The following is a 20,686-nucleotide window of genomic DNA, read 5'->3' on the forward strand; positions in this document are numbered from 1 at the left end:
CTCAGCCCGCGTTGACGGTTGGCAGGTGCGTCTCGCCCTGATAGCGCAGCCAGATCGTCGACAGAGCGGGCAGCGTGAGCGTGGCCGTCGGCGCGTCGCCGTCGGCCCTCGAGGCGACGACCATGCCGAGGTTGCCGGAGCCGCGGCCGCCGAAATCACCGGCATCCGTGTTGAGCACCTCGTTCCAGACGCCCTCCCTCGGCAGTTCGAGCCGATAGCCGCCGCGCTCCACGCCTGCGAAGTTGCTCACCACGACGAGGCGCCCTCCGTGGGCGTCGCGTCGCTCGAAGGCGATGACGGTCGGATCCCAGGTCGGAGCGCCGAGCCGGGAGAACGACGAGCCGTCGTTGTCGCGTTCCCAGAGCGGGGACTGCGAACGGTAGGTGCGGTTGAGCGCGCCGACGAACTCCAGGAGCTGACGGTGCGCGGGCTGGTCGAGCAGCCACCAGTCGATCTCGCGGGATTCCGACCATTCGGAGAGCTGTCCGAGCTCCTGCCCCATGAACAGCAGCTTCTTGCCGGGGTGGCCCCACATGTATCCGAGGTAGGCGCGCGCGTTCGCGAGCTTGTGCCAGTGATCGCCCGGCATCTTCGCCAGGAGGCTCCCCTTGCCGTGCACGACCTCGTCGTGGCTGATGGGCAGCATGTAGTTCTCGCCGAAGGCGTAGACGAACGAGAAGGTCATCTCACCCTCGTGGTGCGAGCGGTACATGGGGTCGCGTTCGATGTACTGCAGCGAGTCGTTCATCCAGCCCATGTTCCATTTGAACCCGAAGCCGAGTCCGGCGTGGCTGGTGGGAGCGGTGACGCCGGGGAACGACGTCGACTCCTCGGCGATCATGAGGATGCCGGGGTGCAGGCGATACGCCGTGGCGTTGACCTCCTGGAGGAAGCGGATGGCCTCGAGGTTCTCGCGGCCGCCGTGGATGTTCGGCTCCCACTCGCCGGCCTTGCGGGAGTAGTCGAGGTAGAGCATCGAGGCGACCGCGTCCACGCGCAGACCGTCGACGTGGAACTCCTCGAACCAGTACAGCGCATTGGCGACGAGGAAGTTGCGCACCTCGTTGCGTCCGTAGTCGAAGATGAGGGTGCCCCAGTCCTGATGCTCGCCGCGTCGCGGGTCGGGGTGCTCGTAGAGGGCCTGGCCGTCGAAGCGGGCCAGGGCGAAGTCGTCTTTGGGGAAGTGGCCGGGGACCCAGTCCATGATCACGCCGATGCCGGCCTGGTGCAGCCGGTCGATGAGGTGGCGGAGATCGTCCGGGGAGCCGAAACGGCTCGTCGGCGCGTAGTACCCGGAGACCTGGTAGCCCCAAGAACCGCCGAACGGATGCTCGGCCAACGGCATGAACTCGACATGAGTGAAGCCGGCGTTGGTGACGTGCTCGATGAGCGGATCGGCCGCGTCACGATAGCCGAGGCCGCCGCGCCAGGAACCGAGATGGACTTCGTACACCGAGAGGGGCTGCGCCACGGCGTGCGTCGCGGCACGGCGCGTCATCCAGGCGCCGTCTCCCCAGGTGTAGGTCGATTCCGTCACGATGGATGCCGTCGCCGGCGGCACCTGCGCCGCCTGCGCGAGGGGATCGGCCTTCAAGATCCAGCGCCCGTCGCGGGGGCGGATCTCGTACTTGTAGCGCGTCCCCAGCTCGACGCCGGGGATGAACAGCTCCCAGATGCCGCTCGCTCCCATCGAGCGCATCGCGTGGGCTTCGCCGTTCCAGCCGTTGTGGTCGCCCACGACGCGCACCGCGGTCGCGTTCGGCGCCCACACCGCGAAGGCGATGCCGGTGTCGCCGTCGAGGGTGCGCGGATGCGCGCCCAGCACGCTCCAGAGCCGTTCGTGGCGTCCCTCGGCGATCAGATGCACATCGAGCTCGCCCAGGCTCGGCAGATGCCGGTACGGGTCGCCCTCGATCCGCTCGGGGTCGTCGGCGTAGGCGGTGGCGATGCGATAGGCCACAGGGGCGCCGGGGTGACGCCCCTCCCAGATGCCCCGGGCGATGTGGGAGAGCTCGAGCCGCGAGCCGTCGGCGAAGACCGCGGCCACCGAGGCCGCGAGGGGGCGCCGGACGCGGATCACCGTGACGGTGCGGGCTGATCCATCGGTGTGCGGGTGCGCACCGAGCACGGCGTGCGGATCGTGATGGGATGCCGCCGAGACCGCCTCCCAGTCCGCCGCCGCCGCGACGTCTTCGACGTAGCTCATGATCGCGCCCTCACCTTCAGGATGTGCACCGGCTCGGAGAACGAGTCCAGTCGCACGTAGTTGTGGTCGGTCCAGGTCCAGACCGCACCCGTGATGAGGTCTTCGACCTCGAAGCTCTCTCCCCGCGGGACACCCCACACCGTGGAGTCGAGATGGACCGTCGTCTCGCGCACGGAGTGCGGGTCGACGTTCGCCACGACGATGATCGTGTCGTGCTGCCCTGTACCGGTGAAGGCCGCGTCGAGATGCTTGCTGTAGACGAGGATGGCGTCGTCTTCGCTCCAGTGCGCGCGGAAGTTGCGCAATTGGCGCAGGGCCGGATGCTCCCGGCGGATGGCGTTGAGCCGGCGCAGCAGTGGGGCGAGCGAGGTGCCGGCGGCTTCTGCACCCTCCCAGTCGCGCAGCTTGTACTCGTACTTCTCGTTGTCGATGTTCTCCTCCGAGCCCGGCCGGGCGACGTTCTCGAACAGCTCGTACCCCGCGTACACGCCGTAGACCGGCGCCGCGGTCGCCGCGATGCACGCGCGCACCTTGTATGCGGCGCGTCCGCCGTACTGCAGGTACTCGGTGAGGATGTCATGCGTGTTCACGAAGAGATTCGGCCGCATGTAGTCGCTGGTCTCCTGCGAGACGGAGGTGAGGAACTCCTCGAGCTCCGCCTTGGTGTTGCGCCAGGTGAAGTAGCTGTAGCTCTGCTGGAAGCCGACGGCGGCGAGCGCCCGCATCACCGCAGGGCGGGTGAACGCCTCCGCGAGGAAGATCACGTCGGGATCGCTGGCGTTCACCGTTGCGATGAGCCACTCCCAGAACTGCAGCGGCTTGGTGTGCGGGTTGTCGACGCGGAAGATCTTCACCCCCTGGCGCACCCAGTGCATCACGACGCGCAGCATCTCCTGATAGATGCCGGCGGGGTCGTTGTCGAAGTTCAGGGGGTAGATGTCCTGATACTTCTTCGGCGGGTTCTCCGCGTACGCGATGGTGCCGTCGGGGAGGGTCGTGAACCACTCGGGGTGCTCGGTCACCCAGGGGTGGTCGGGAGAGGCCTGCAGGGCGAGGTCGAGGGCGACCTCGAGGCCCTGCGCGCTGGCGGCGCGCACGAAGGCGCGGAAGTCGGCTGGTCCGCCGAGATCGGGGTGGATCGCATCGTGCCCGCCCTCGGCGGCGCCGATGGCGTACGGGGAGCCGGGGTCGCCCGGCTCGGCGGTGAGGGTGTTGTTGCGTCCCTTGCGGTTCGTGGTGCCGATGGGGTGGATCGGCACGAGGTACACGACGTCGAATCCCATGGCGGCGACTCCGGGGAGACGCTTGGCCGCGGTGCGGAACGTCCCGGACTTGATTGTCCCGTCCTTCAGCCGCTTCGCGCCCTCGGACCGGGGGAAGAACTCGTACCAGGCGCCGACGCCGGCGGCCTCGCGCTCGACGAGGAGCGTCTGCGGGGCAGTTGTCGAGCCCAGCGAGGTGAGCGGGCGCTCGTGGAAGATCTGCGCGAGCGCGGCATCCGTCGACGCCGCCAGCGTCACGTCGGCCGCTGCGTCGACGAGGGAGTCGGCGGTGGCCTTGAGGAGCTTGCGCTGGGCGGCTGGACGATCCTTCTCGGCGGCGGCGCGGGTGAGCAGCCCTGCGCCGAGCGCCGCCATCACCGGCACGTCCACCCCCGCTTCGACCTTGAGCTCTGCGGCGTGGGCCCACGTGGCGAAGTCGTCGGCGAAGGCCTCGAACGAGAAGCTCCAGGCGCCCTGCACGTCGAGAGCGACCTCGACCGCCCAACGGTCGCTGCCGTCCAGGAGAGGATGCAGCCGGTGCAGGCTCTGGGAGCCGTCAGGCGCGGTCAGACGCAGCTGAACGCCGATGATGTCGTGACCCTCACGGAACGAGACGACGCCGAAGGGAAGCACCTCGCCGACGAACGCCTTGGGGGCGAATCCGCCGGGAACCCGGGGCGTGCCGTCCAGAAGGGGGATGCGCGTGGTGCGCAGGCCTTCATCGTCGGCTGCCGCGTTCAGGGGACGCAGAGGGATCTGGGCGGGGCTCCGCAGAGCCGGGTCACTGGTGTTCGCATGTGGAGCCACACTGTGAATGTACCGTTACCGATGCACCCGCGGTAGCGCGCGACAGGGCGCGTCGCCACCGGGGTCACTCCACGCGGAACAGACGCATCGACGTGCCCTTCACCGGCAGCACGTCACCGGGCGCGAAGACCTCTTCGACGTCGCTCGGGCGCTCGTCGGCGCTGGACCACAGGCTCACGAACCGGGTCGCGTCCTCCAGCTCTACGGGCAGGCGCACGTCGATCGGTGCCTCGGTGCCGTGCACGATGAGCAGGATGCGGTTCGGGGCCTCGAGGTCGGGCGTGGAGGCGGCGACGTACTGCAGGGTCCGGTTGCCCGGATCCGTCCACTGCTCGCTCTCCATCGTCTCGCCGTTCTGGTCGAACCAGTCCATGACGCTCGCGTTCGGGATGTGCTCGCCGAGACGGGCGTACTTGCTGGGTCGCAGCGCCGGGTTCTCCGCGCGCAGGCGGGTGAGGCGGGCCACGTGGGCGCGCAGATCCTCCTGCCACGGAGCGTTGTCCCAGCTCAGCCAGGTGAGGGCGGAGTCCTGCGCATAGGCGTTGTTGTTGCCGCGCTGGGTGCGCCCCACCTCGTCGCCCGCGGTGAGCATCGGGATGCCGGCGGAGAGCAGCAACGTGCCCAGGAGGTTGCGCATGGCCTTGCGCCGCACGGCGAGGACGGCCTGGTCGTCGGTCGGTCCCTCGACGCCGTGGTTGAACGAGCGGTTCATATCGGCGCCGTCGCGGTTGTGCTCGCCGTTGGCCTCGTTGTGCTTGAGGTCGTAGGAGACGAGATCGTGCAGCGTGAAACCGTCGTGGGCGGTGACGAAGTTGATGCTCGCCAGCGGTCCGCGTTCGTCGCTGAAGGTGTTCGACGACCCGGCGAGACGGGTCGCGAAACCGCCGACGCCGACGGGAGCGGAGGCGCGGCGCGCGTAGTCGATGTCGCTGAGCCAGAAGTTGCGCACGCGGTCGCGGTAGCGGTCGTTCCACTCATGCCAGCCGGAGGGGAAGTTGCCGGTCTGCCAACCGCCGAGGCCGACGTCCCACGGTTCGGCGATGAGCTTGGTGCCCTTGAGCACGGGGTCCGCCGTGATCGCGGTCAGCAGCGGATGCTCGGGGGTGTACGTGTGCGCGGCGTCGCGGGCGATGGCGGTGGCGAGGTCGAACCGGAAGCCGTCGATCTGCATCTCCTGCGCCCAGTACCGCAGGGAGTCGAGCACGAGCCGCGCCCCGGCATCCGTCGCCGTGTTCAGCGTGTTCCCGCAGCCGGTCGTGTCGATGTAGGCGCCGTTGGGCTCCTGACGGTAGTAGGCGGCGTTGTCGATGCCGCGCAGGTTCCAGCGCGGCCCTCCGATGCCCTCTTCGGCGGTGTGGTTGTAGACGACGTCGAGGATGACCTCGAGGCCCGCCTCGTGCAGCAGTCGAACCATGCCCTTGAACTCTGCGAGCACGGCCTCGGGGCCGCCCTTGCGCGATGCCTCGGTGGCGTAGGCGGCGTGGGGCGTGAAGAAGTTCAGCGTGTTGTAGCCCCAGTAGTTCGACAGGCCCCGCTCGAGCAGCCGCGGCTCTGACACGAAGGCGTGCACGGGGAGGAGCTCGATCGAGGTGATGCCGAGCTCCTGGAAGTACGCGATCATCGCCGGATGCGCGAGCCCGGCGTAGGTGCCGTGCAGCGCCGGCGGGACGCCGGGGTGGCGCTTGGTCATGCCCTTGAGGTGGCCCTCGTAGATGACCGTGCGATCCAGCGGCACGCGGGGCTTGCGCGACTCGCCCCAGTCGAAACCGTCGACGATGACGACCGAGCGCCACTCCTCGTAGCCGTCGCCCTGGGCGAGGCCGCGGGCGTAGGGGTCAAGGAGCAGCGTCTCCGGATTGAAGGTGTTGCCGGGGCCGTGCGGGCCGCCCACGCGCAGGGCGTAGCGGGTGCCGGGCTGGAGGAGCTCGGTGGTGACCTCCCAGACGCCGCCCGGCAGGCGCGAGAGATCGACCTGATCGGTGACCCAGTCGAGGTCGGTGGCGTCGAACACGACGAGCTCGATGGACGAGGCGTGCTGGGACCACACGCGCAGGGTTCCGACGCCGCCGTGCAGCCGCACGCCGAGGTTGTCCAGTGCGGAGCCGCCTGGTACGGCGGGGTCACGGTTCGCGGGCATGAGTACAGATTAGGCGCTGTGCCTGGGTGTCACGACACGGAGCACTCGGTTCCACATGCCGGGGCCGTGAAAATAGGGGAGAGTTGTAGCTGATGAGCCACTATCTCGACCACGCCGCCACGTCTCCGCTGCGCCCGGAGGCGCGCGAGGCGTGGCTGGAGGCCTCCGGGATCGTCGGCAACGCCTCCTCGACGCACGGCGCGGGGCAGGATGCACGACGCCTGCTGGAGGAGTCGCGCGAGCGCGTCGCCGCCGTGCTCGGCTGCGAGCCCATCGAGGTCGTCTTCACCTCTGGCGGCACCGAGTCGATCAACTTCGCGCTGCGCGGGCTGTGGATCGAGCGGGCGGACGGCACGGACGCCGTCGTCATGCCCGACGCGGAGCACCACGCGACGATGGACACGGTCGCTTCTCTCGTGCGCGACGGCGCGGTGCTGCGCGCGGTGCCCGTCACGCCGCAGGCGCGGGTGCCCGTCGACGTCTTCGCCGCGGCTCTGCCGGGCGCCGCTCTCGCGACCGCCCTCGTCGCGAACAACGAGGTGGGGACCGTCAACGACGCGGCGGGCCTCGCCCGGTCGGCGGCGGATGCCGGGGTGCCGCTGCACCTCGACGCGGTCTCGGCGCTCGGCCACGTTGGTATCTCCTTCGCGGCGCTCCGCGGCGACGCGGCACCGGGTATCGGGCTCGTGGCCATGAGCATCGCCGGGCACAAGATCGGCGCACCGGTGGGCATCGGAGCGGTCGTCGTCGCCCGCAGCGCGCGGATCGCTGCGCTGCTGCACGGCGGCGCTCAGCAGCGCAGCCTCCGCGCCGGCACCCAGGACGTGCCCGGTGCCGCAGCCCTCGCCGTCGCGATGGAGCTCGCCGAGACCGAGCGGGAGGGCGAGGAGGAGCGTCTGGGTGCGCTGCGCGACAGGCTGGTCGACGGCATCCGCGTGCGCGTCCCCGGTGCGCAGCTCCTCGGGGATCCCGTCGAGCGGCTCGGGGGCAACGCCCATCTCCTGTTCCCCGGCGCGGTGGGGGAGAGCATGCTGTTCCTGCTCGACATGGCGGGGATCGCGGCGTCGACGGGCTCGGCCTGCCAGGCCGGCGTCGCCGAGCCCTCCCACGTGGTGATGGCGATGGGCCACGACGAACGCGCGGCGCGCAGTGTGCTGCGCTTCTCGCTCGGGCGCACATCGACCGATGCCGACGTCGACGCCGTCCTCGCGGTGATCGCCGACGCCGCCCGCCGCGCCTCCACAGGCGCCTGAGCCCTCGGCTCCTGGGCGTCGGCGGAGCGAGCAGGCGAAGGGCTCGTAGACTGGAGTTCATGCGCATCCTGGCGGCCATGAGCGGCGGAGTCGACTCCGCCGTCGCCGCCGCGCGCGCGGTCGACGCCGGTCATGACGTCGTCGGCGTGCACCTCGCGCTCTCCCGCGCCGGGGGGACGCTGCGCACCGGAAGCCGCGGATGCTGCACGATCGAGGACGCCCTGGACGCGCGCCGCACGGCGGATCTGCTCGGCATCCCCTTCTACGTGTGGGACTTCTCCGAACGCTTCCGCGATGACGTCATCGCCGACTTCGTCGCCGAGTACCAGGCGGGCCGCACCCCCAATCCGTGCATGCGCTGCAACGAGAAGATCAAGTTCGCCGCCCTCCTCGAGCGCGCCATCGAACTCGGCTTCGACGCCGTGTGCACCGGCCACTACGCGAACCTCGTCCCGACCGAGGCCGGCCTCGAGCTGCATCGCGCGGCCGACGACGCGAAGGACCAGTCCTACGTGCTCGGGGTGCTCACCGCCGAGCAGCTCGCGCACACGTACTTCCCGTTGGGCTCGACCCCCTCGAAGGCGCTCGTGCGCGCCGAGGCCGCCGCGCGGGGGATCGGCGTCGCGCAGAAGCCGGACAGCCACGACATCTGCTTCATCCCCGATGGCGACACGCGCGGCTGGCTGGCCGAGAAGGTCGGCACGGCGACCGGCGACATCGTCGATCGCGACGGCGTCGTCGTCGGCACCCACGAGGGCGCGCACGCGTTCACCGTCGGACAGCGCCGCGGGCTTAAGCTCGGCGTGCCTGCGGCCGACGGCAAGCCGCGGTTCGTGCTCGAGGTGCGTCCTGTGTCGAACACCGTCGTCGTCGGGCCGAAAGAGGCTCTCGCGGTCGCGGAGATCTCGGGGGCCCGGTTCAGCTGGGCCGGTGCCGCCCCGGAGACCTCCGAGTTCGCCTGCGAGGTGCAGATCCGGGCGCACGCCGAGCCCGTGCCGGCATCCGCCTTCGTCACGGCCGACGGCGTGCGCGTCGTCCCCGACGCGGCGCTGGACGGCGTGGCCACAGGTCAGACCGCCGTGCTCTACCTCGGCACCAGGGTGCTCGGCCAGTTCACGATCGACCGCACGGTCTCCGCGGTGCCCGTGGGGGCCTGAGCGCCCTCGGATGTCGGTGCCCGCTCGTAGACTGAGCGGGTGCCGGACAACATCTCGCTGGAAGCCGCCCGTACCGAGGCCGAAGAGCTCACGACGCTCATCCTCGAGGCGAAAGAGGCCTACTACGGGCGCGATGCGTCGCTCGTCGACGACGCCACGTACGACGGCTGGATGCAGCGGCTCGAGGCGCTCGAACGGCTCCATCCCGAGCTGCAGGGGCAGGATTCGCCGACGCAGCTCGTGGGTGCAGCCCAGGCGACGGGACTGGCGACGATCGAGCACGCAGAGCGGATGCTGAGCCTCGACAACGTGTTCTCGATCGATGAGCTGCGCGAATGGGCTGCCAAGACCGCCGCCGCTGCGGGCCGGCACGTGAACTGGCTCACCGAGCTGAAGATCGACGGGCTCGCGATCAACCTCCGTTACGAGAACGGCGTCCTCACCTCGGCGGCGACCCGCGGCGACGGCCGAGTCGGCGAGGTCGTGACCGAGAACGCGCTGCGGTTGCCGGAGATCCCAGAGCGGCTCGCCGGAGAAGGCCATCCCGCCCTCGTCGAGGTCCGCGGCGAGGTCTTCATCCCGGTCGCGGCGTTCGAGAGGCTCAACGCCGCGCAGGCCGCCTTCCGCGAGCGCGCATACGCCGATGCGCGCTCGCGCTGGGAGGCGCGCTCCGGCGCCAAGCGCCCGTTCGAGGAGGAGAAGGCGCGCGCTGCCGCCGCCCGGCGCTTCCCCTCCTTCGCGAACCCGCGCAACGCCGCGAGCGGGGGCCTGCGGCAGCAGCTCGACAAGAAGGAGGGCCTCGAGCTCGAAGCGGGCCTGCTGCGCATCGAGTCGCTGGCGATGTACGTGCACGGCATCGGCGCGTGGCAGAACCCGCCGGTCGCCGCGCAGAGCGAGGTGTACGAGCTGCTCGCCGAGTGGGGACTGCCGGTGAGCCCGCACACGCAGGTCTGCGCCGACATCGACGCGGTCGCAGGCGTCGTCGAGCACTTCGGCGCCCACCGCCACGACATCGAGCACGAGCTCGACGGCATCGTCGTGAAGGTCGACGAGCTCGCCCTGCACGACGAGCTCGGCATGACCAGCCGCGCTCCGCGCTGGGCGATCGCCTACAAGTACCCGCCCGAGGAGGTGCAGACGAAGCTGCTCGACATCGTCGTCTCGGTGGGGCGCACGGGCAGGGCGACGCCCTTCGCCGTGATGGCCCCGGCGCACGTCGCCGGGTCGGTCGTTCGTCAGGCGACCCTGCACAACAGAGACGTCGTGAAGGCGAAGGGCGTGCTCATCGGCGACACCGTGGTGCTGCGCAAGGCCGGCGACGTGATCCCCGAGGTGCTGGGGCCCGTCGTCGAGAAGCGCGACGGCACCGAGCGCGAGTTCGTCATGCCCGAGAAGTGCCCCGAGTGCGGCACGGCGCTGCGGCCGATGAAGGAGGGCGACATCGACCTGCGCTGCCCGAATGCGCGCTCGTGCCCTGCACAGGTGCGCGGGCGCGTCGAGCACATCGGCTCCCGCGGGGCTCTTGATGTCGAGGCTCTCGGCGAGGTGACGGCGGCGGCGCTGACCCAGCCGACGTTCCCCGAGGCGCCTCCGCTCGAGACCGAAGCGGGGCTGTTCGCGCTCACCCTCGAGCAGCTGGTGCCGATCGAGCTCGTCGTGCGCGACGCGGAGACGGGGCTGCCCAAAGAGGACGACGACGGTCTCGTGAAGACGCGCTCGCCGTTCCGGCGCAATCCGACCGCGGCGGAGAAGAAGCAGGGTCTCGACGGCCCGCAGCCGTCGTCGCAGGCGCTCACCCTCCTCGCCGAACTCGAGAAGGCCAAGACAAAGGAACTCTGGCGGCTGCTCGTCTCGTTGAACATCCGTCACGTCGGCCCGGTCGCCGCGCGCGCCCTGGCGCAGTGGTTCGGCTCGCTCGATGCGATCCGCTCGGCCTCGCGGGAGGAACTGGCGGCCGTCGAGGGCGTGGGCGGCATCATCGCCGACTCGCTGCTGGACTGGTTCGAGGTCGACTGGCATCGAGAGATCGTCGAGCGATGGGCGCAGGCCGGCGTGCAGTGGGCCACCCCGGGCCATCCTGGGCCTGGCGCGGCGGTCGCGGAGGGCGGTGTGCTCGATGGCCTCACCGTTGTCGCGACCGGTTCCCTCGACGGCTACACCCGTGAGGGCGCGCAGGAGGCGATCATCAAGGCGGGCGGCAAGGCGGCATCCAGCGTGTCGAAGAAGACCGATTTCGTCGCCGCCGGCCCGGGCGCCGGGTCGAAGCTCGCCAAAGCCGAGGAGCTCGGCATCCGCATCCTCGACGCCGCGCAGTTCCACGTGCTCGTGACCGAGGGGCCAGACGCCCTGGGGGAGTGAGCACATCGCGGATCCGGCGACGTCGCGCTGGCGCCGTTTCGGAGGGGCCGCGCGACACGCCGATCAGGCCTCGGATGCCGCGGCGTGTGGGCCGCCGCATCCGAAGCCGTGCGCGGCTCAGCCCTTGTGACGGGGCTTGCGGAACGGCTTCTCGTCGCGGTCGCCGCGCGCGGGCCGGTCGTCGCGGTCGCGCGAAGGACGCTCGTCGTAGGGCGGGCGAACCCGGCGCTCGAACCGGTCACCGTCGCGTCGTGCCGTACCGCCGCGCGGGCCGCGATCGGCCTTGATCTCGATGAGGCGTCCGGAGATCCGGGTGTCGCGCAGCCTGTCGAGGACCGACGGGTCCATGTTCGCAGGCAGCTCGACGATCGAGAAGTCCGGACGGATGTTGATCGCGCCGAAGTCGTCGCGGCCGAGCCCGCCCTCGTTGGCGAGCGCGCCGACGATCTGTCGGGGCTCGACGCGGTGACGACGGCCCACCTCGATGCGGTACGGGGTGTAGTCGCCGCGGCCGCGGCGTTCGGTACGAGGGGCGCGCTCCTGCCGGTCGGCGCGGTCGTTGCGCTCGTTGCGGTCGCGCGGCGGACGGTTGTCGCGCTCGACGGCCCTGGACAGCTCATCGCGCTCGGGGTCGAGCAGCAGCGGGGTGTCGCCCTGGGCGACGACGGCGAGCGCGGCGGCGACATCGGACTCCGGAACGTCGTGGTTGCGCACGTAGTGCGCGATGATGTCGCGGAACTTCTCGATGCGCTCGGTCTCGCCGAGCGCCGTGGTGATGGCGTCGTCGAACCGGGCCAGACGCGTGGTGTTCACGTCCTCCGTGCTCGGCAGCTGCATCTGCGTCGGCTCCTGACGGGTCGCCCGCTCGATGTGCTTGAGCAGGTAGCGCTCTCGGGGGGTGATGAAGCTGATCGCGTCGCCGGTGCGGCCCGCGCGACCGGTGCGGCCGATGCGGTGCACGTACGACTCCGTGTCGGTGGGGATGTCGAAGTTGACGACGTGGCTGATGCGCTCCACGTCGAGGCCGCGGGCGGCGACGTCGGTGGCGACGAGGATGTCGAGTTTGCCGTCCTTGAGCTGGTTCACGCTGCGCTCTCGCTGCACCTGCGGCACGTCGCCGTTGATGGCAGCCGCCGAGTAGCCGCGGGCGCGGAGCTTCTCGGCGAGGGTCTCGGTCTCGTTCTTCGTGCGGACGAAGACGATCATGCCGTCGAAGTTCTCGACCTCGAGGATGCGGGTCAGCGCATCGACCTTCTGCGCGTAGGAGACGACGAGGTACCGCTGCGTGATGTTCGTGTTCGTCGCGGTCTTCGATGCGATGGTGATCTCTTCGGGGTCGTGCAGGTACTGCTGCGCGAGCCGGCGGATCTGCGGCGGCATGGTCGCCGAGAACAGGGCGACCTGCTTCTCCTCCGGCGTCTGGGCGAGGATCTGCTCGACGTCCTCCGCGAAGCCCATCTTCAGCATCTCGTCGGCCTCGTCGAGTACGAGGTACTGCAGCTCGGAGAGGTCGAGCGTGCCCTTGGCGAGATGGTCCATGATGCGGCCGGGGGTGCCGACGATCACATGCACGCCACGGCGCAGCGCCGACAGCTGCACGCCGTAGCCCTGGCCGCCGTAGACGGGCAGCACGTGCACGCCCTTTATGCGCGAGGCATAGGACTCGAAGGCCTCGCACACCTGCAGGGCGAGCTCGCGCGTGGGGGCGAGCACGAGAGCCTGCGGGTTCTTCTGTGCGGTGTCGAGCCGCTCGAGCACGGGCAGCGCGAAGGCCGCGGTCTTGCCGGTTCCGGTCTGCGCCATGCCGACGACATCGCGTCCGGCCAGCAGCGTCGGGATGGTTGCGGCCTGGATGGGCGATGGGGTCTCGTAGCCGAGATCCTTGATGGCCTTGAGGACGGGCCCGGTGATGCCGAGATCCTCGAATCCGGGGGTCGCGGGGGCGTCGGTGGGCACAGCGTCTTCTTCAGTCACCGACCAAGGCTAGCGTGATCGGGCGCGCCGCGTGTGGGCGCGCGGTCAGGAACCGCCCTTCGTCTCGCTTCGCGCGGTCAGGAACCACCGGTGAGCGCGATGAGCTTCTCCTTCACCTGACGGCGCAGCACCTTGCCGATCAGCGACGTCGGCAGCTCGTCGACGACGAAGACGCGTCGCGGCACCTTGTAGGGGGTGAGGATGCCGCGGGCGAACTCGCGGATCGCCTCGACGTCGACATCCGCTCCGCCGTCGACGACGATCGCGGCCACGACCTCTTCGCCGGAGTGGTCGCTCGGCAGGCCCACCACAGCGGCCTCGGAGACCAGGGGATGCTGACGCAGGGCGTTCTCGACCTCGGTGGGGGCGACGTTGAAGCCGCCGGTGATGATGAGCTCCTTGATGCGGTCGACGATGCGCACGAATCCGGCGTCGTCGATCGTCACGATGTCGCCGGTGCGGAACCAGCCGTCGACGAACACGGCCTCGGTCTCCTCGGGCTTGCCGTAGTAGCCGCTGAACACCTGGGGGCCGCGCACGAGCAGTTCGCCGGCGGAGCCCGCTGGCACGTCGACGCCGGGGTTCTCGGGGTCGACGACACGGCATTCGGTGCCGGGGAGCGGGAGCCCGACGGTGCCTGGCACGCGGTGCTCGGCGACCGGGTTCGCCATCAGCACGGGGGAGCACTCGCTGAGCCCGTAGCCTTCGACGAGGTAGCCGCCGGTGGCCTCCTCGAAGGGGACGACCAGTTCGTGCGGGAGCGCCATCGCGCCGGAGATCGCGATCTCGATGCCATCGAGCGAGACGCCCTTCGCCCGCCCTGCGGAGAGCAGCCGGTCGGCGATCGGCGGCACCAGCGGCAGGAAGGTGGCCGGATGCTTCTTCACGACGTCGAGGACGAGATCGGGATCGAACTTCGGGAAGAGCACGAGGCGTGCCCCCATCGACATCGCGAAGGTGAGGCAGAGGGTGAGCCCGTAGGCGTGGAACATGGGCAGGACCGCGTAGACCACGCAGCCCTTCCCTCGTTGGATGGACGGAACCCAGGCCTGCGCCTGCGCCGCGTTGGCGAGGAGGTTGCGATGGGTCAGCGACGCGCCCTTCGGGGTGCCGGTCGTGCCAGAGGTGTACTGGATGATCGCGAGATCGTCGACCGCCGGTCGAGGGTGCGATGCCGGCAGCGGTGCGCTGCGCAGGAGCCGCTCCCAGAGGATCGTGCCGTGCACGCTCTCGGTGAGCGCCGCACGGGATTCGCGCGCCTTCGCGACCGGCAGCCGCAGGGCGAGGCGCGTGGTGAACGGCATGGCCCGGGTGACGTCGACGGAGACGAGGTTCGTCACGGCGAGATCGGCGGGGAAGTCCTGCACCGAGGCGACCACCTTGTTCCACACGATCGCGTGCGTGGCGCCGTGGTCCTCGAACTGCTTGCGCAGCTCCCGCGGCGTGTAGAGAGGATTGTGCTCGACGACCACGGCGCCGAGGCGCAGCACGGCGTAGAAGGCCACGATGTGCTGCGGGCAGTTCGGCAGCACGATGGCGACGGGATCGCCGGCCTTGACGCCGAGGTCGCGAAGACCAGCGGCGGCGCGGTCGATCGCCTCCTGCAGCTGCGCATAGGTGGTCTCGCGGCCGAAGAACTGCAGCGCCGGCGCATCCGGATAGTCCTGCGCGGAGGCCGCGACGATATCGATCAGCGACCCGGTGACCGGAGGGAGGTCCTCCGGAACGCCGTCCGCATAGCTGGCGACCCAGGGGCGAGGAGGATGGAAGGTGCTCACCCGACCAGCCTATTGGGCGGGTGCCGGCGGCCCGGCGCCCGTGCGCGTGCGTGCTCCGAGGCCGCGCAGCGCGCTGGCTAGACTGGAGGGGTGTCTGAAATCACCCCTGATCTTGTGCGCCATCTCGGCGTGCTCGCGCGCATCCAGCTGAACGACGACGAGGTGACGCGGCTCACCGGCCAGCTCGACGCCATCGTCGATAACATCGCCAAGGTGTCGGAGGTCGCGACCGCCGACGTCGTCGCCACGAGCCACCCGATCCCGCTGAGCAACGTGTTCCGCCCCGATGTCGTGGGACAGACCCTCACCCGCGAGCAGGTGCTCCAGAACGCGCCCGACCAGGCCGAGGGCCGGTTCCGCGTGACCGCGATCCTGGGAGAAGAGCAGTGAACGACATCATCCGTCTGACCGCCGCCGACCTCGCCGAGAAGCTCGCGTCGCGCGAGGTCTCCAGCGTCGAGGCCACGCAGGCGCACCTCGACCGCATCGCCGCCGTCGATGGTGATGTGCACGCGTTCCTGCACGTCAACGAGGGCGCCATCGCCGCGGCATCCGACATCGACGCCCGCCGGGCGGCGGGCGAGCAGCTCAGCGCTCTCGCCGGCGTGCCGCTCGCCATCAAGGACGTGCTCGTCACCACCGACCAGCCGACGACGAGCGGTTCGCGCATCCTCGAGGGCTACCGCTCGCCGTACGACGCCACGGTCGTCGCCCGCTCGCGCGCGGCCGGTCTGATCCCGCTCGGCAAGACCAACATGGACGAGTTCGCGATGGGCTCCTCCACCGAGCACTCCGCGTACGGCCCGACGCACAACCCGTGGGACCTCGACCGCATCCCCGGCGGCTCCGGCGGTGGCTCCGCGGCCGCCGTCGCCGCTTTCGAAGCTCCGCTCGCCCTGGGTTCCGACACCGGCGGCTCGATCCGCCAGCCCGCGCACGTCACTGGGACCGTTGGCGTGAAGCCGACCTACGGCGGGGTCAGCCGCTACGGTGCGATCGCCCTGGCCTCGAGCCTCGACCAGGTCGGCCCCGTCTCGCGCACGGTGCTCGACTCGGCGCTGCTGCACGACGTCATCGGCGGGCATGACCCGAAGGACTCCACCTCGCTCACCGACGCCTGGCCGTCGTTCGCCGAGGCCGCCCGCGACGGCGCCCGCGGCGACGTGCTCAAGGGCCTGAAGGTCGGCGTCATCCGCGAGCTGCCCGACAGCGGCTTCCAGCCCGGCGTCGCAGCCTCGTTCCGCGAGTCGCTCGCCCGCATGCAGGCGCAGGGAGCGGAGATCGTCGAGATCGGCGCGCCGCACTTCGAGTACGGCGTCGCCGCGTACTACCTGATCCTGCCCGCCGAAGCCTCCAGCAACCTGGCGAAGTTCGATTCGGTGCGCTTCGGCCTGCGGGTGACCCCGGCAGGGGGCGCGACCGTCGAGGACGTCATGTCCGCGACGCGCGACGCCGGCTTCGGCGACGAGGTCAAGCGCCGGATCATCCTCGGCACCTACGCACTGTCGGCGGGCTACTACGACGCCTACTACGGCAGCGCGCAGAAGGTGCGCACGCTCATCCAGCAGGACTTCGCGAAGGCGTTCGCCGAGGTCGACGTCATCGCGACGCCGACGGCGCCGACCACGGCGTTCAAGCTCGGCGAGAAGATCGACGATCCGCTGCAGATGTACCTCAACGACATCACGACGATCCCGGTGAACCTCGCCGGCGTCCCCGGGATCTCGATCCCCAGCGGCCTCGCCGAGGACGACGGTCTTCCCGTCGGCATCCAGTTCATCGCGCCGGCGCGCGAGGACGCGCGCCTGTACCGCGTGGGAGCGGCCCTGGAGGCCCTCCTCGTCGACGCCTGGGGCGGACAGCTCCTCGACAGGGCGCCCGCACTGAACGGAGGGACCCGCTGATGGCCGCCGCGAAGCTCATGGATTTCGACAAGGCACTGGAGTTGTTCGAGCCGGTACTCGGCTTCGAGGTGCACGTCGAACTCAACACGAACACGAAGATGTTCTCCGACGCGCCCAACCCCGCGAACGAGGCCTACCACGACGCCGAGCCGAACACGCTCATCGCGCCCGTCGACCTGGGCCTGCCGGGTTCCCTGCCGGTCGTGAACGAGACCGCCATCCGTTCGTCGATCAGCCTTGGTCTGGCCCTCGGCTGCTCGATCGCGGAGTCGAGCCGTTTCGCGCGGAAGAACTACTTCTACCCCGACCTCGGCAAGAACTACCAGATCTCGCAGTACGACGAGCCGATCGCCTACGAAGGGTCGGTCGAGGTGGAGCTCGAAGACGGCACCCTCGTCACGATCCCCATCGAGCGCGCGCACATGGAGGAGGACGCGGGCAAGCTCACCCACATGGGCGGGGCTACTGGCCGCATCCAGGGCGCCGAGTACTCCCTCGTCGACTACAACCGCGCCGGCGTGCCGCTCGTCGAGATCGTCACGAAGACCATCTTCGGCACCGAGCACCGCGCTCCCGAGGTCGCCAAGGCGTACGTCGCCGCGATCCGGGACATCGTGCGCGGTCTCGGCATCTCCGAGGCTCGTCTCGAGCGCGGGAATCTGCGCTGCGACGCGAACGTCTCGCTGCGCCGCCGCGGTGCGGAGAAGCTCGGCACGCGCACGGAGACGAAGAACGTCAACTCCCTGCGCTCGGTCGAGCGCGCCGTGCGCTACGAGATCCAGCGCCAGGCGCAGATCCTCGCCGACGGCGGCACGATCACCCAAGAGACGCGCCACTGGCACGAGGACACCGGGACCACGTCGCCCGGTCGGCCGAAGTCGGATGCCGACGACTACCGCTACTTCCCTGAGCCCGATCTGCTCCCCGTGCAGCCGGCGGCGGAGCTCGTGGAGGAACTGCGCGCGGCGCTGCCGGAGCAGCCGGTCGCACGCCGTCGTCGTCTCAAGGCCGACTGGGGCTTCACTGACCTGGAGTTCCAGGACGTCCGCAACGGCGGCCTCATCGATCAGGTCGAGGCCACGATCGCCGCTGGGGCCGCACCGGCGGCGGCGCGGAAGTGGTGGACGGGTGAGATCACCCGCCTCGCGAACGCGCAGGAGAAGGATGCCGCTGAGCTGATCAGCCCGGAGAACGTGGCGGCTCTGCAGCAGCTCGTCGACGCGGGAACCCTCACCGACAAGCTCGCCCGCCAGGTGCTCGAGGGCGTCATCGCGGGGGAGGGCACTCCCCAGGAGGTCGTCGATGCCCGCGGTCTCGCTGTGGTCTCCGACGACGGCGCCCTCATCGCGGCGATCGACGACGCCTTCGCCGCGCAGCCCGATGTGCTGGCCAAGATCAAGGACGGCAAGGTCCAGGCGGCCGGCGCCGTGATCGGTGCCGTCATGAAGGCCATGAAGGGACAGGCGGATGCCGCGCGCGTGCGCGAACTGATCCTGGAGCGCGCCGCGAAGTAGGTTCCGCCTTCGCCTCCGTCGAGACCCCGTCCTCTCGTCGAGACCCCATCCTGCAGACGTTCGCAGGGTGGGGTCTCGGCAGGAAGGCGGGGTCTCGCCGCACGGGGGCGATGTCTGCGGCGCGGGGGAGAATGGACGCATGGGACACGGTGACGGCAGGGGACGGATGGTCTCGCCGACCGGTGCCGACGACGCAGGCACCGGCATCCTGCACGTCGACATGGACGCGTTCTACGCGGGCGTGGAGATCCTCGACGACCCGACGCTGCGGGGCCTCCCGCTGATCATCGGAGCCCCTGACGGCCGTTCGGTCGTCTCCAGCGCCTCGTACGAGGCCCGCCGCTACGGCGTCCGCGCGGCGATGCCCGTCTCACAGGCGCTGCGGCTGTGCCCGTCGGCGCGCATCGTGCCGCCGCACTTCCACCGCTACCAGGAGGTCTCGCGGCAGATCATGACGATCTTCGAGTCGATCACCCCTCTCGTGGAGCCCCTGTCCGTGGACGAGGCCTTCCTCGATGTGCGCGGCGTCCGACGGCTGTGGGGGAGCCCGGCGGTCGTCGCCGGGCTCATCCGCCGGCGCGTGCGCGAGGAGGTTGGCATCACCTGCAGCGTGGGGGTCGCGGCCACCAAGCACGTGGCGAAGATGGCCTCGACGCTCGCGAAGCCCGACGGGATGCTCGTCGTCGCAGCCGCCGAGACCCTCGACTTCCTCGCCCCGCGGCCGGTGCGCTCGATGTGGGGAGTCGGCCCGAAAGCCGCGGAGGCCCTCGAAGGCCGAGGCATCCGTACCATCCTCGACGTCAGGCAGTCGTCGCAGGAGATGCTCGATCGCGCCGTGGGGTCCGCTCTCGGGCACCGGATCGCGCAGCTCGCCCGCGGCGAGGACGCCCGTGCCGTCGACACCGAACGGGTCGAGAAGAGCGTCGGCCACGAGGAGACGTTCGACATCGACGTCACGGATCGCGAGTTCCTCCGCAGCGAACTGCTCCGCCTCGCGGACCGGGTCGCGGCACGATTGCGCAGGGCCGAATGGGAGGCGACGACAGTGTCGATCAAGGTCCGCTACGACGACTTCCGCACGGTGAGCCGGTCGCAGACGCTGCCGGAGCCCACCGCAGTCGGTCAGCGCATCGGCGCATCGGCGCAGACCCTGTTCGAGGCGATCGACAGCTGCGACCCCGTCCGGCTGCTGGGCGTGCGGGCGGAGAAGCTGCGACCGGCGGGCGCTGTCGGACTGGCGCTCTGGGACGACGACGAGGACTGGCGCCGTGTGGAAGGGGCGGTCGACTCGGCCACCGCGCGGTTCGGCAGCGCGACGATCACCCGTGCGCGCCATCTCGGGCGCGGCGACGGGCGGGGTGCCGTGTGGCATCCGAAGGATCACGGCATCGATTGAGGTGCCCTCCGCGCACGAGGTGGGTTAGCGTGTAAGCATGCCGAACATCGCACTGGAACTCGGGAAAAACGTCGGCTCGTTCGGCGTGAACAGCGCCTACGGGAAGACGCAGTCGGTCGACGGCGTGGAGTTCACGCCCGTGGCCCTCACGATCAGCGGCTTCGGCGGCGGATCCGGAGACGCCGATGGCACAGCCGAGGGCGAAGGCGGCGGCGCGGGCGGCATCGCCGTTCCGCTCGGCGTGTACGTGAAACGTGAGGAGGGGCTGCGCTTCGAGCCCAACCTCATCTCACTGCTGGCCGTCGCCGCGCCGTTCGTCTGGATCGCCGGACGAGCACTCGCCCGCGTCATCCGTGCCCTCAAGAAGTGACGACCCGGTCGCGGCGGCTCTCGAGCATGCTGCGGCTCTCATCGAGGCGGATCTGCGCGGGCTCGCCGCGGCGAACCCTGTGCTTCTCATCGACGGACGAAGCGGTGCAGGAAAGACCTCGCTCGCCCGCCGTGTCGCGCGGCGCTGGCCCGTGCGCGGACCGGTGCAGCTGATCGGCCTCGACTCCATCTATCCGGGCTGGGACGGGCTCGATGCCGGCGTCGATCGCGCCCTCGAGTGGATCCTGAAGCCGCACGGCCGCGGGTACCACAGCACGTGGCGGCGCTGGGACTGGGAGCGCGGTGCCGAGGCGGAGAGCTTCGCGGTGAACCCGGCGCTGGGCCTCATCGTCGAGGGCAGCGGGATCCTCACTCCGGCGACGGCGGCGAGCGCGGACGTCACCGTCTGGGTCGAGTCCGCCGAGACCGGACGCAAGGCGCGTGCGCTGGCTCGTGACGGGGAGACCTATCGCCCGCACTGGGATCGGTGGGCACGTCAAGAGGACGCCCATATTCAGCGCGATGCGCCGCAGCGCCTGGCGACGCGCGTCGTCAGCGTCCCCTGAGCACT

General features: G+C 70.2%; 14 protein-coding genes. 9 read left to right on the forward strand and 5 right to left on the reverse strand.

The window, feature by feature from the left end:
- Position 1: 1 nt before the first annotated feature.
- The 3 genes from glgB to glgX form a co-directional block, all read right to left on the reverse strand.
- On the reverse strand, positions 2-2,206 hold the full coding sequence (gene glgB / locus QM568_RS03495; RefSeq protein ID WP_415135856.1) for a 1,4-alpha-glucan branching protein GlgB: 2,205 nt from the start codon (positions 2,204-2,206) through the stop codon (positions 2-4).
- Entirely contained in the window at positions 2,203-4,275 is a 2,073-nt protein-coding gene (locus QM568_RS03500) for an alpha-1,4-glucan--maltose-1-phosphate maltosyltransferase (protein ID WP_415135858.1), read from the reverse strand. Before QM568_RS03500 ends, glgB begins: the two co-directional genes overlap by 4 nt.
- A gap of 64 nt (positions 4,276-4,339) precedes the next feature.
- Positions 4,340-6,412 carry a glycogen debranching protein GlgX gene (gene glgX / locus QM568_RS03505; protein WP_415135860.1) on the reverse strand — a complete coding sequence of 691 codons (2,073 nt, stop codon included), beginning with the start codon at positions 6,410-6,412 and terminating at the stop codon, positions 4,340-4,342.
- Between the two features lie 92 nt (positions 6,413-6,504).
- Here glgX and QM568_RS03510 point away from each other — a divergent pair, with 92 nt between their 5' ends.
- From QM568_RS03510 to ligA, 3 genes are read left to right on the forward strand one after another with little or no spacing between them, the layout of a single operon-like run.
- Positions 6,505-7,665 (forward strand): cysteine desulfurase family protein, encoded by a 1,161-nt coding sequence (locus tag QM568_RS03510; protein ID WP_415135862.1) that lies wholly within the window; start codon positions 6,505-6,507, stop codon positions 7,663-7,665.
- Positions 7,666-7,724: 59 nt separating this feature from the next.
- A complete protein-coding gene (mnmA, locus tag QM568_RS03515; RefSeq protein ID WP_415135864.1) occupies positions 7,725-8,822 on the forward strand; it encodes a tRNA 2-thiouridine(34) synthase MnmA in 1,098 nt (365 codons plus the stop codon).
- A gap of 39 nt (positions 8,823-8,861) precedes the next feature.
- Positions 8,862-11,180, forward strand: a complete 2,319-nt coding sequence (gene ligA / locus QM568_RS03520) for an NAD-dependent DNA ligase LigA (protein WP_415135866.1) — start codon at positions 8,862-8,864, stop codon at positions 11,178-11,180.
- A gap of 117 nt (positions 11,181-11,297) precedes the next feature.
- Here the strand turns inward: ligA and QM568_RS03525 are convergent, their stop codons facing one another.
- A complete protein-coding gene (locus QM568_RS03525; protein ID WP_415135868.1) occupies positions 11,298-13,154 on the reverse strand; it encodes a DEAD/DEAH box helicase in 1,857 nt (618 codons plus the stop codon).
- Positions 13,155-13,231: 77 nt separating this feature from the next.
- Positions 13,232-14,932: a long-chain-fatty-acid--CoA ligase gene (locus tag QM568_RS03530; protein ID WP_415135870.1), complete on the reverse strand. Its 1,701-nt coding sequence runs from the start codon at positions 14,930-14,932 to the stop codon at positions 13,232-13,234.
- Positions 14,933-15,022: 90 nt separating this feature from the next.
- On the opposite strand from QM568_RS03530, the gene gatC reads away from it, so the two are divergent.
- The 6 genes from gatC (at position 15,023) to QM568_RS03560 (ending at position 20,681) form a co-directional block, all read left to right on the forward strand.
- Positions 15,023-15,322 carry an Asp-tRNA(Asn)/Glu-tRNA(Gln) amidotransferase subunit GatC gene (gatC, locus tag QM568_RS03535; protein ID WP_415135872.1) on the forward strand — a complete coding sequence of 100 codons (300 nt, stop codon included), beginning with the start codon at positions 15,023-15,025 and terminating at the stop codon, positions 15,320-15,322.
- Complete coding sequence (gatA, locus tag QM568_RS03540) at positions 15,319-16,836, forward strand: Asp-tRNA(Asn)/Glu-tRNA(Gln) amidotransferase subunit GatA (protein ID WP_415135874.1); 1,518 nt, start codon at positions 15,319-15,321, stop codon at positions 16,834-16,836. The genes gatC and gatA overlap by 4 nt, the downstream gene beginning before the upstream one ends.
- Positions 16,836-18,350 (forward strand): Asp-tRNA(Asn)/Glu-tRNA(Gln) amidotransferase subunit GatB, encoded by a 1,515-nt coding sequence (gene gatB / locus QM568_RS03545; RefSeq protein ID WP_415135876.1) that lies wholly within the window; start codon positions 16,836-16,838, stop codon positions 18,348-18,350. Before gatA ends, gatB begins: the two co-directional genes overlap by 1 nt.
- Before the next feature lie 139 nt (positions 18,351-18,489).
- Complete coding sequence (gene dinB / locus QM568_RS03550) at positions 18,490-19,746, forward strand: DNA polymerase IV (RefSeq protein WP_415135878.1); 1,257 nt, start codon at positions 18,490-18,492, stop codon at positions 19,744-19,746.
- Positions 19,747-19,783: 37 nt separating this feature from the next.
- A complete protein-coding gene (locus tag QM568_RS03555) occupies positions 19,784-20,116 on the forward strand; it encodes a hypothetical protein (RefSeq protein ID WP_415135880.1) in 333 nt (110 codons plus the stop codon).
- Positions 20,100-20,681, forward strand: a complete 582-nt coding sequence (locus tag QM568_RS03560; protein ID WP_415135882.1) for a hypothetical protein — start codon at positions 20,100-20,102, stop codon at positions 20,679-20,681. Before QM568_RS03555 ends, QM568_RS03560 begins: the two co-directional genes overlap by 17 nt.
- Positions 20,682-20,686 lie beyond the last annotated feature (5 nt).

The sequence above is a fragment of the Microbacterium sp. genome, assembly GCF_047607465.1.
In the GTDB taxonomy this organism is placed as follows: domain Bacteria; phylum Actinomycetota; class Actinomycetes; order Actinomycetales; family Microbacteriaceae; genus Microbacterium.

Bases quoted from the DNA above. Each gene is read 5' to 3' on its own strand.
- glgB (WP_415135856.1), bottom strand. From the start codon at position 2,206: ATGAGCTACGTCGAAGACGTCGCGGCGGCGGCGGACTGGGAGGCGGTC.
- glgX (WP_415135860.1), bottom strand. From the start codon at position 6,412: ATGCCCGCGAACCGTGACCCCGCCGTACCAGGCGGCTCCGCACTGGAC.
- QM568_RS03510 (WP_415135862.1), top strand. From the start codon at position 6,505: ATGAGCCACTATCTCGACCACGCCGCCACGTCTCCGCTGCGCCCGGAG.
- mnmA (WP_415135864.1), top strand. From the start codon at position 7,725: ATGCGCATCCTGGCGGCCATGAGCGGCGGAGTCGACTCCGCCGTCGCC.
- gatB (WP_415135876.1), top strand. From the start codon at position 16,836: ATGGCCGCCGCGAAGCTCATGGATTTCGACAAGGCACTGGAGTTGTTC.
- dinB (WP_415135878.1), top strand. From the start codon at position 18,490: ATGGGACACGGTGACGGCAGGGGACGGATGGTCTCGCCGACCGGTGCC.
- QM568_RS03555 (WP_415135880.1), top strand. From the start codon at position 19,784: ATGCCGAACATCGCACTGGAACTCGGGAAAAACGTCGGCTCGTTCGGC.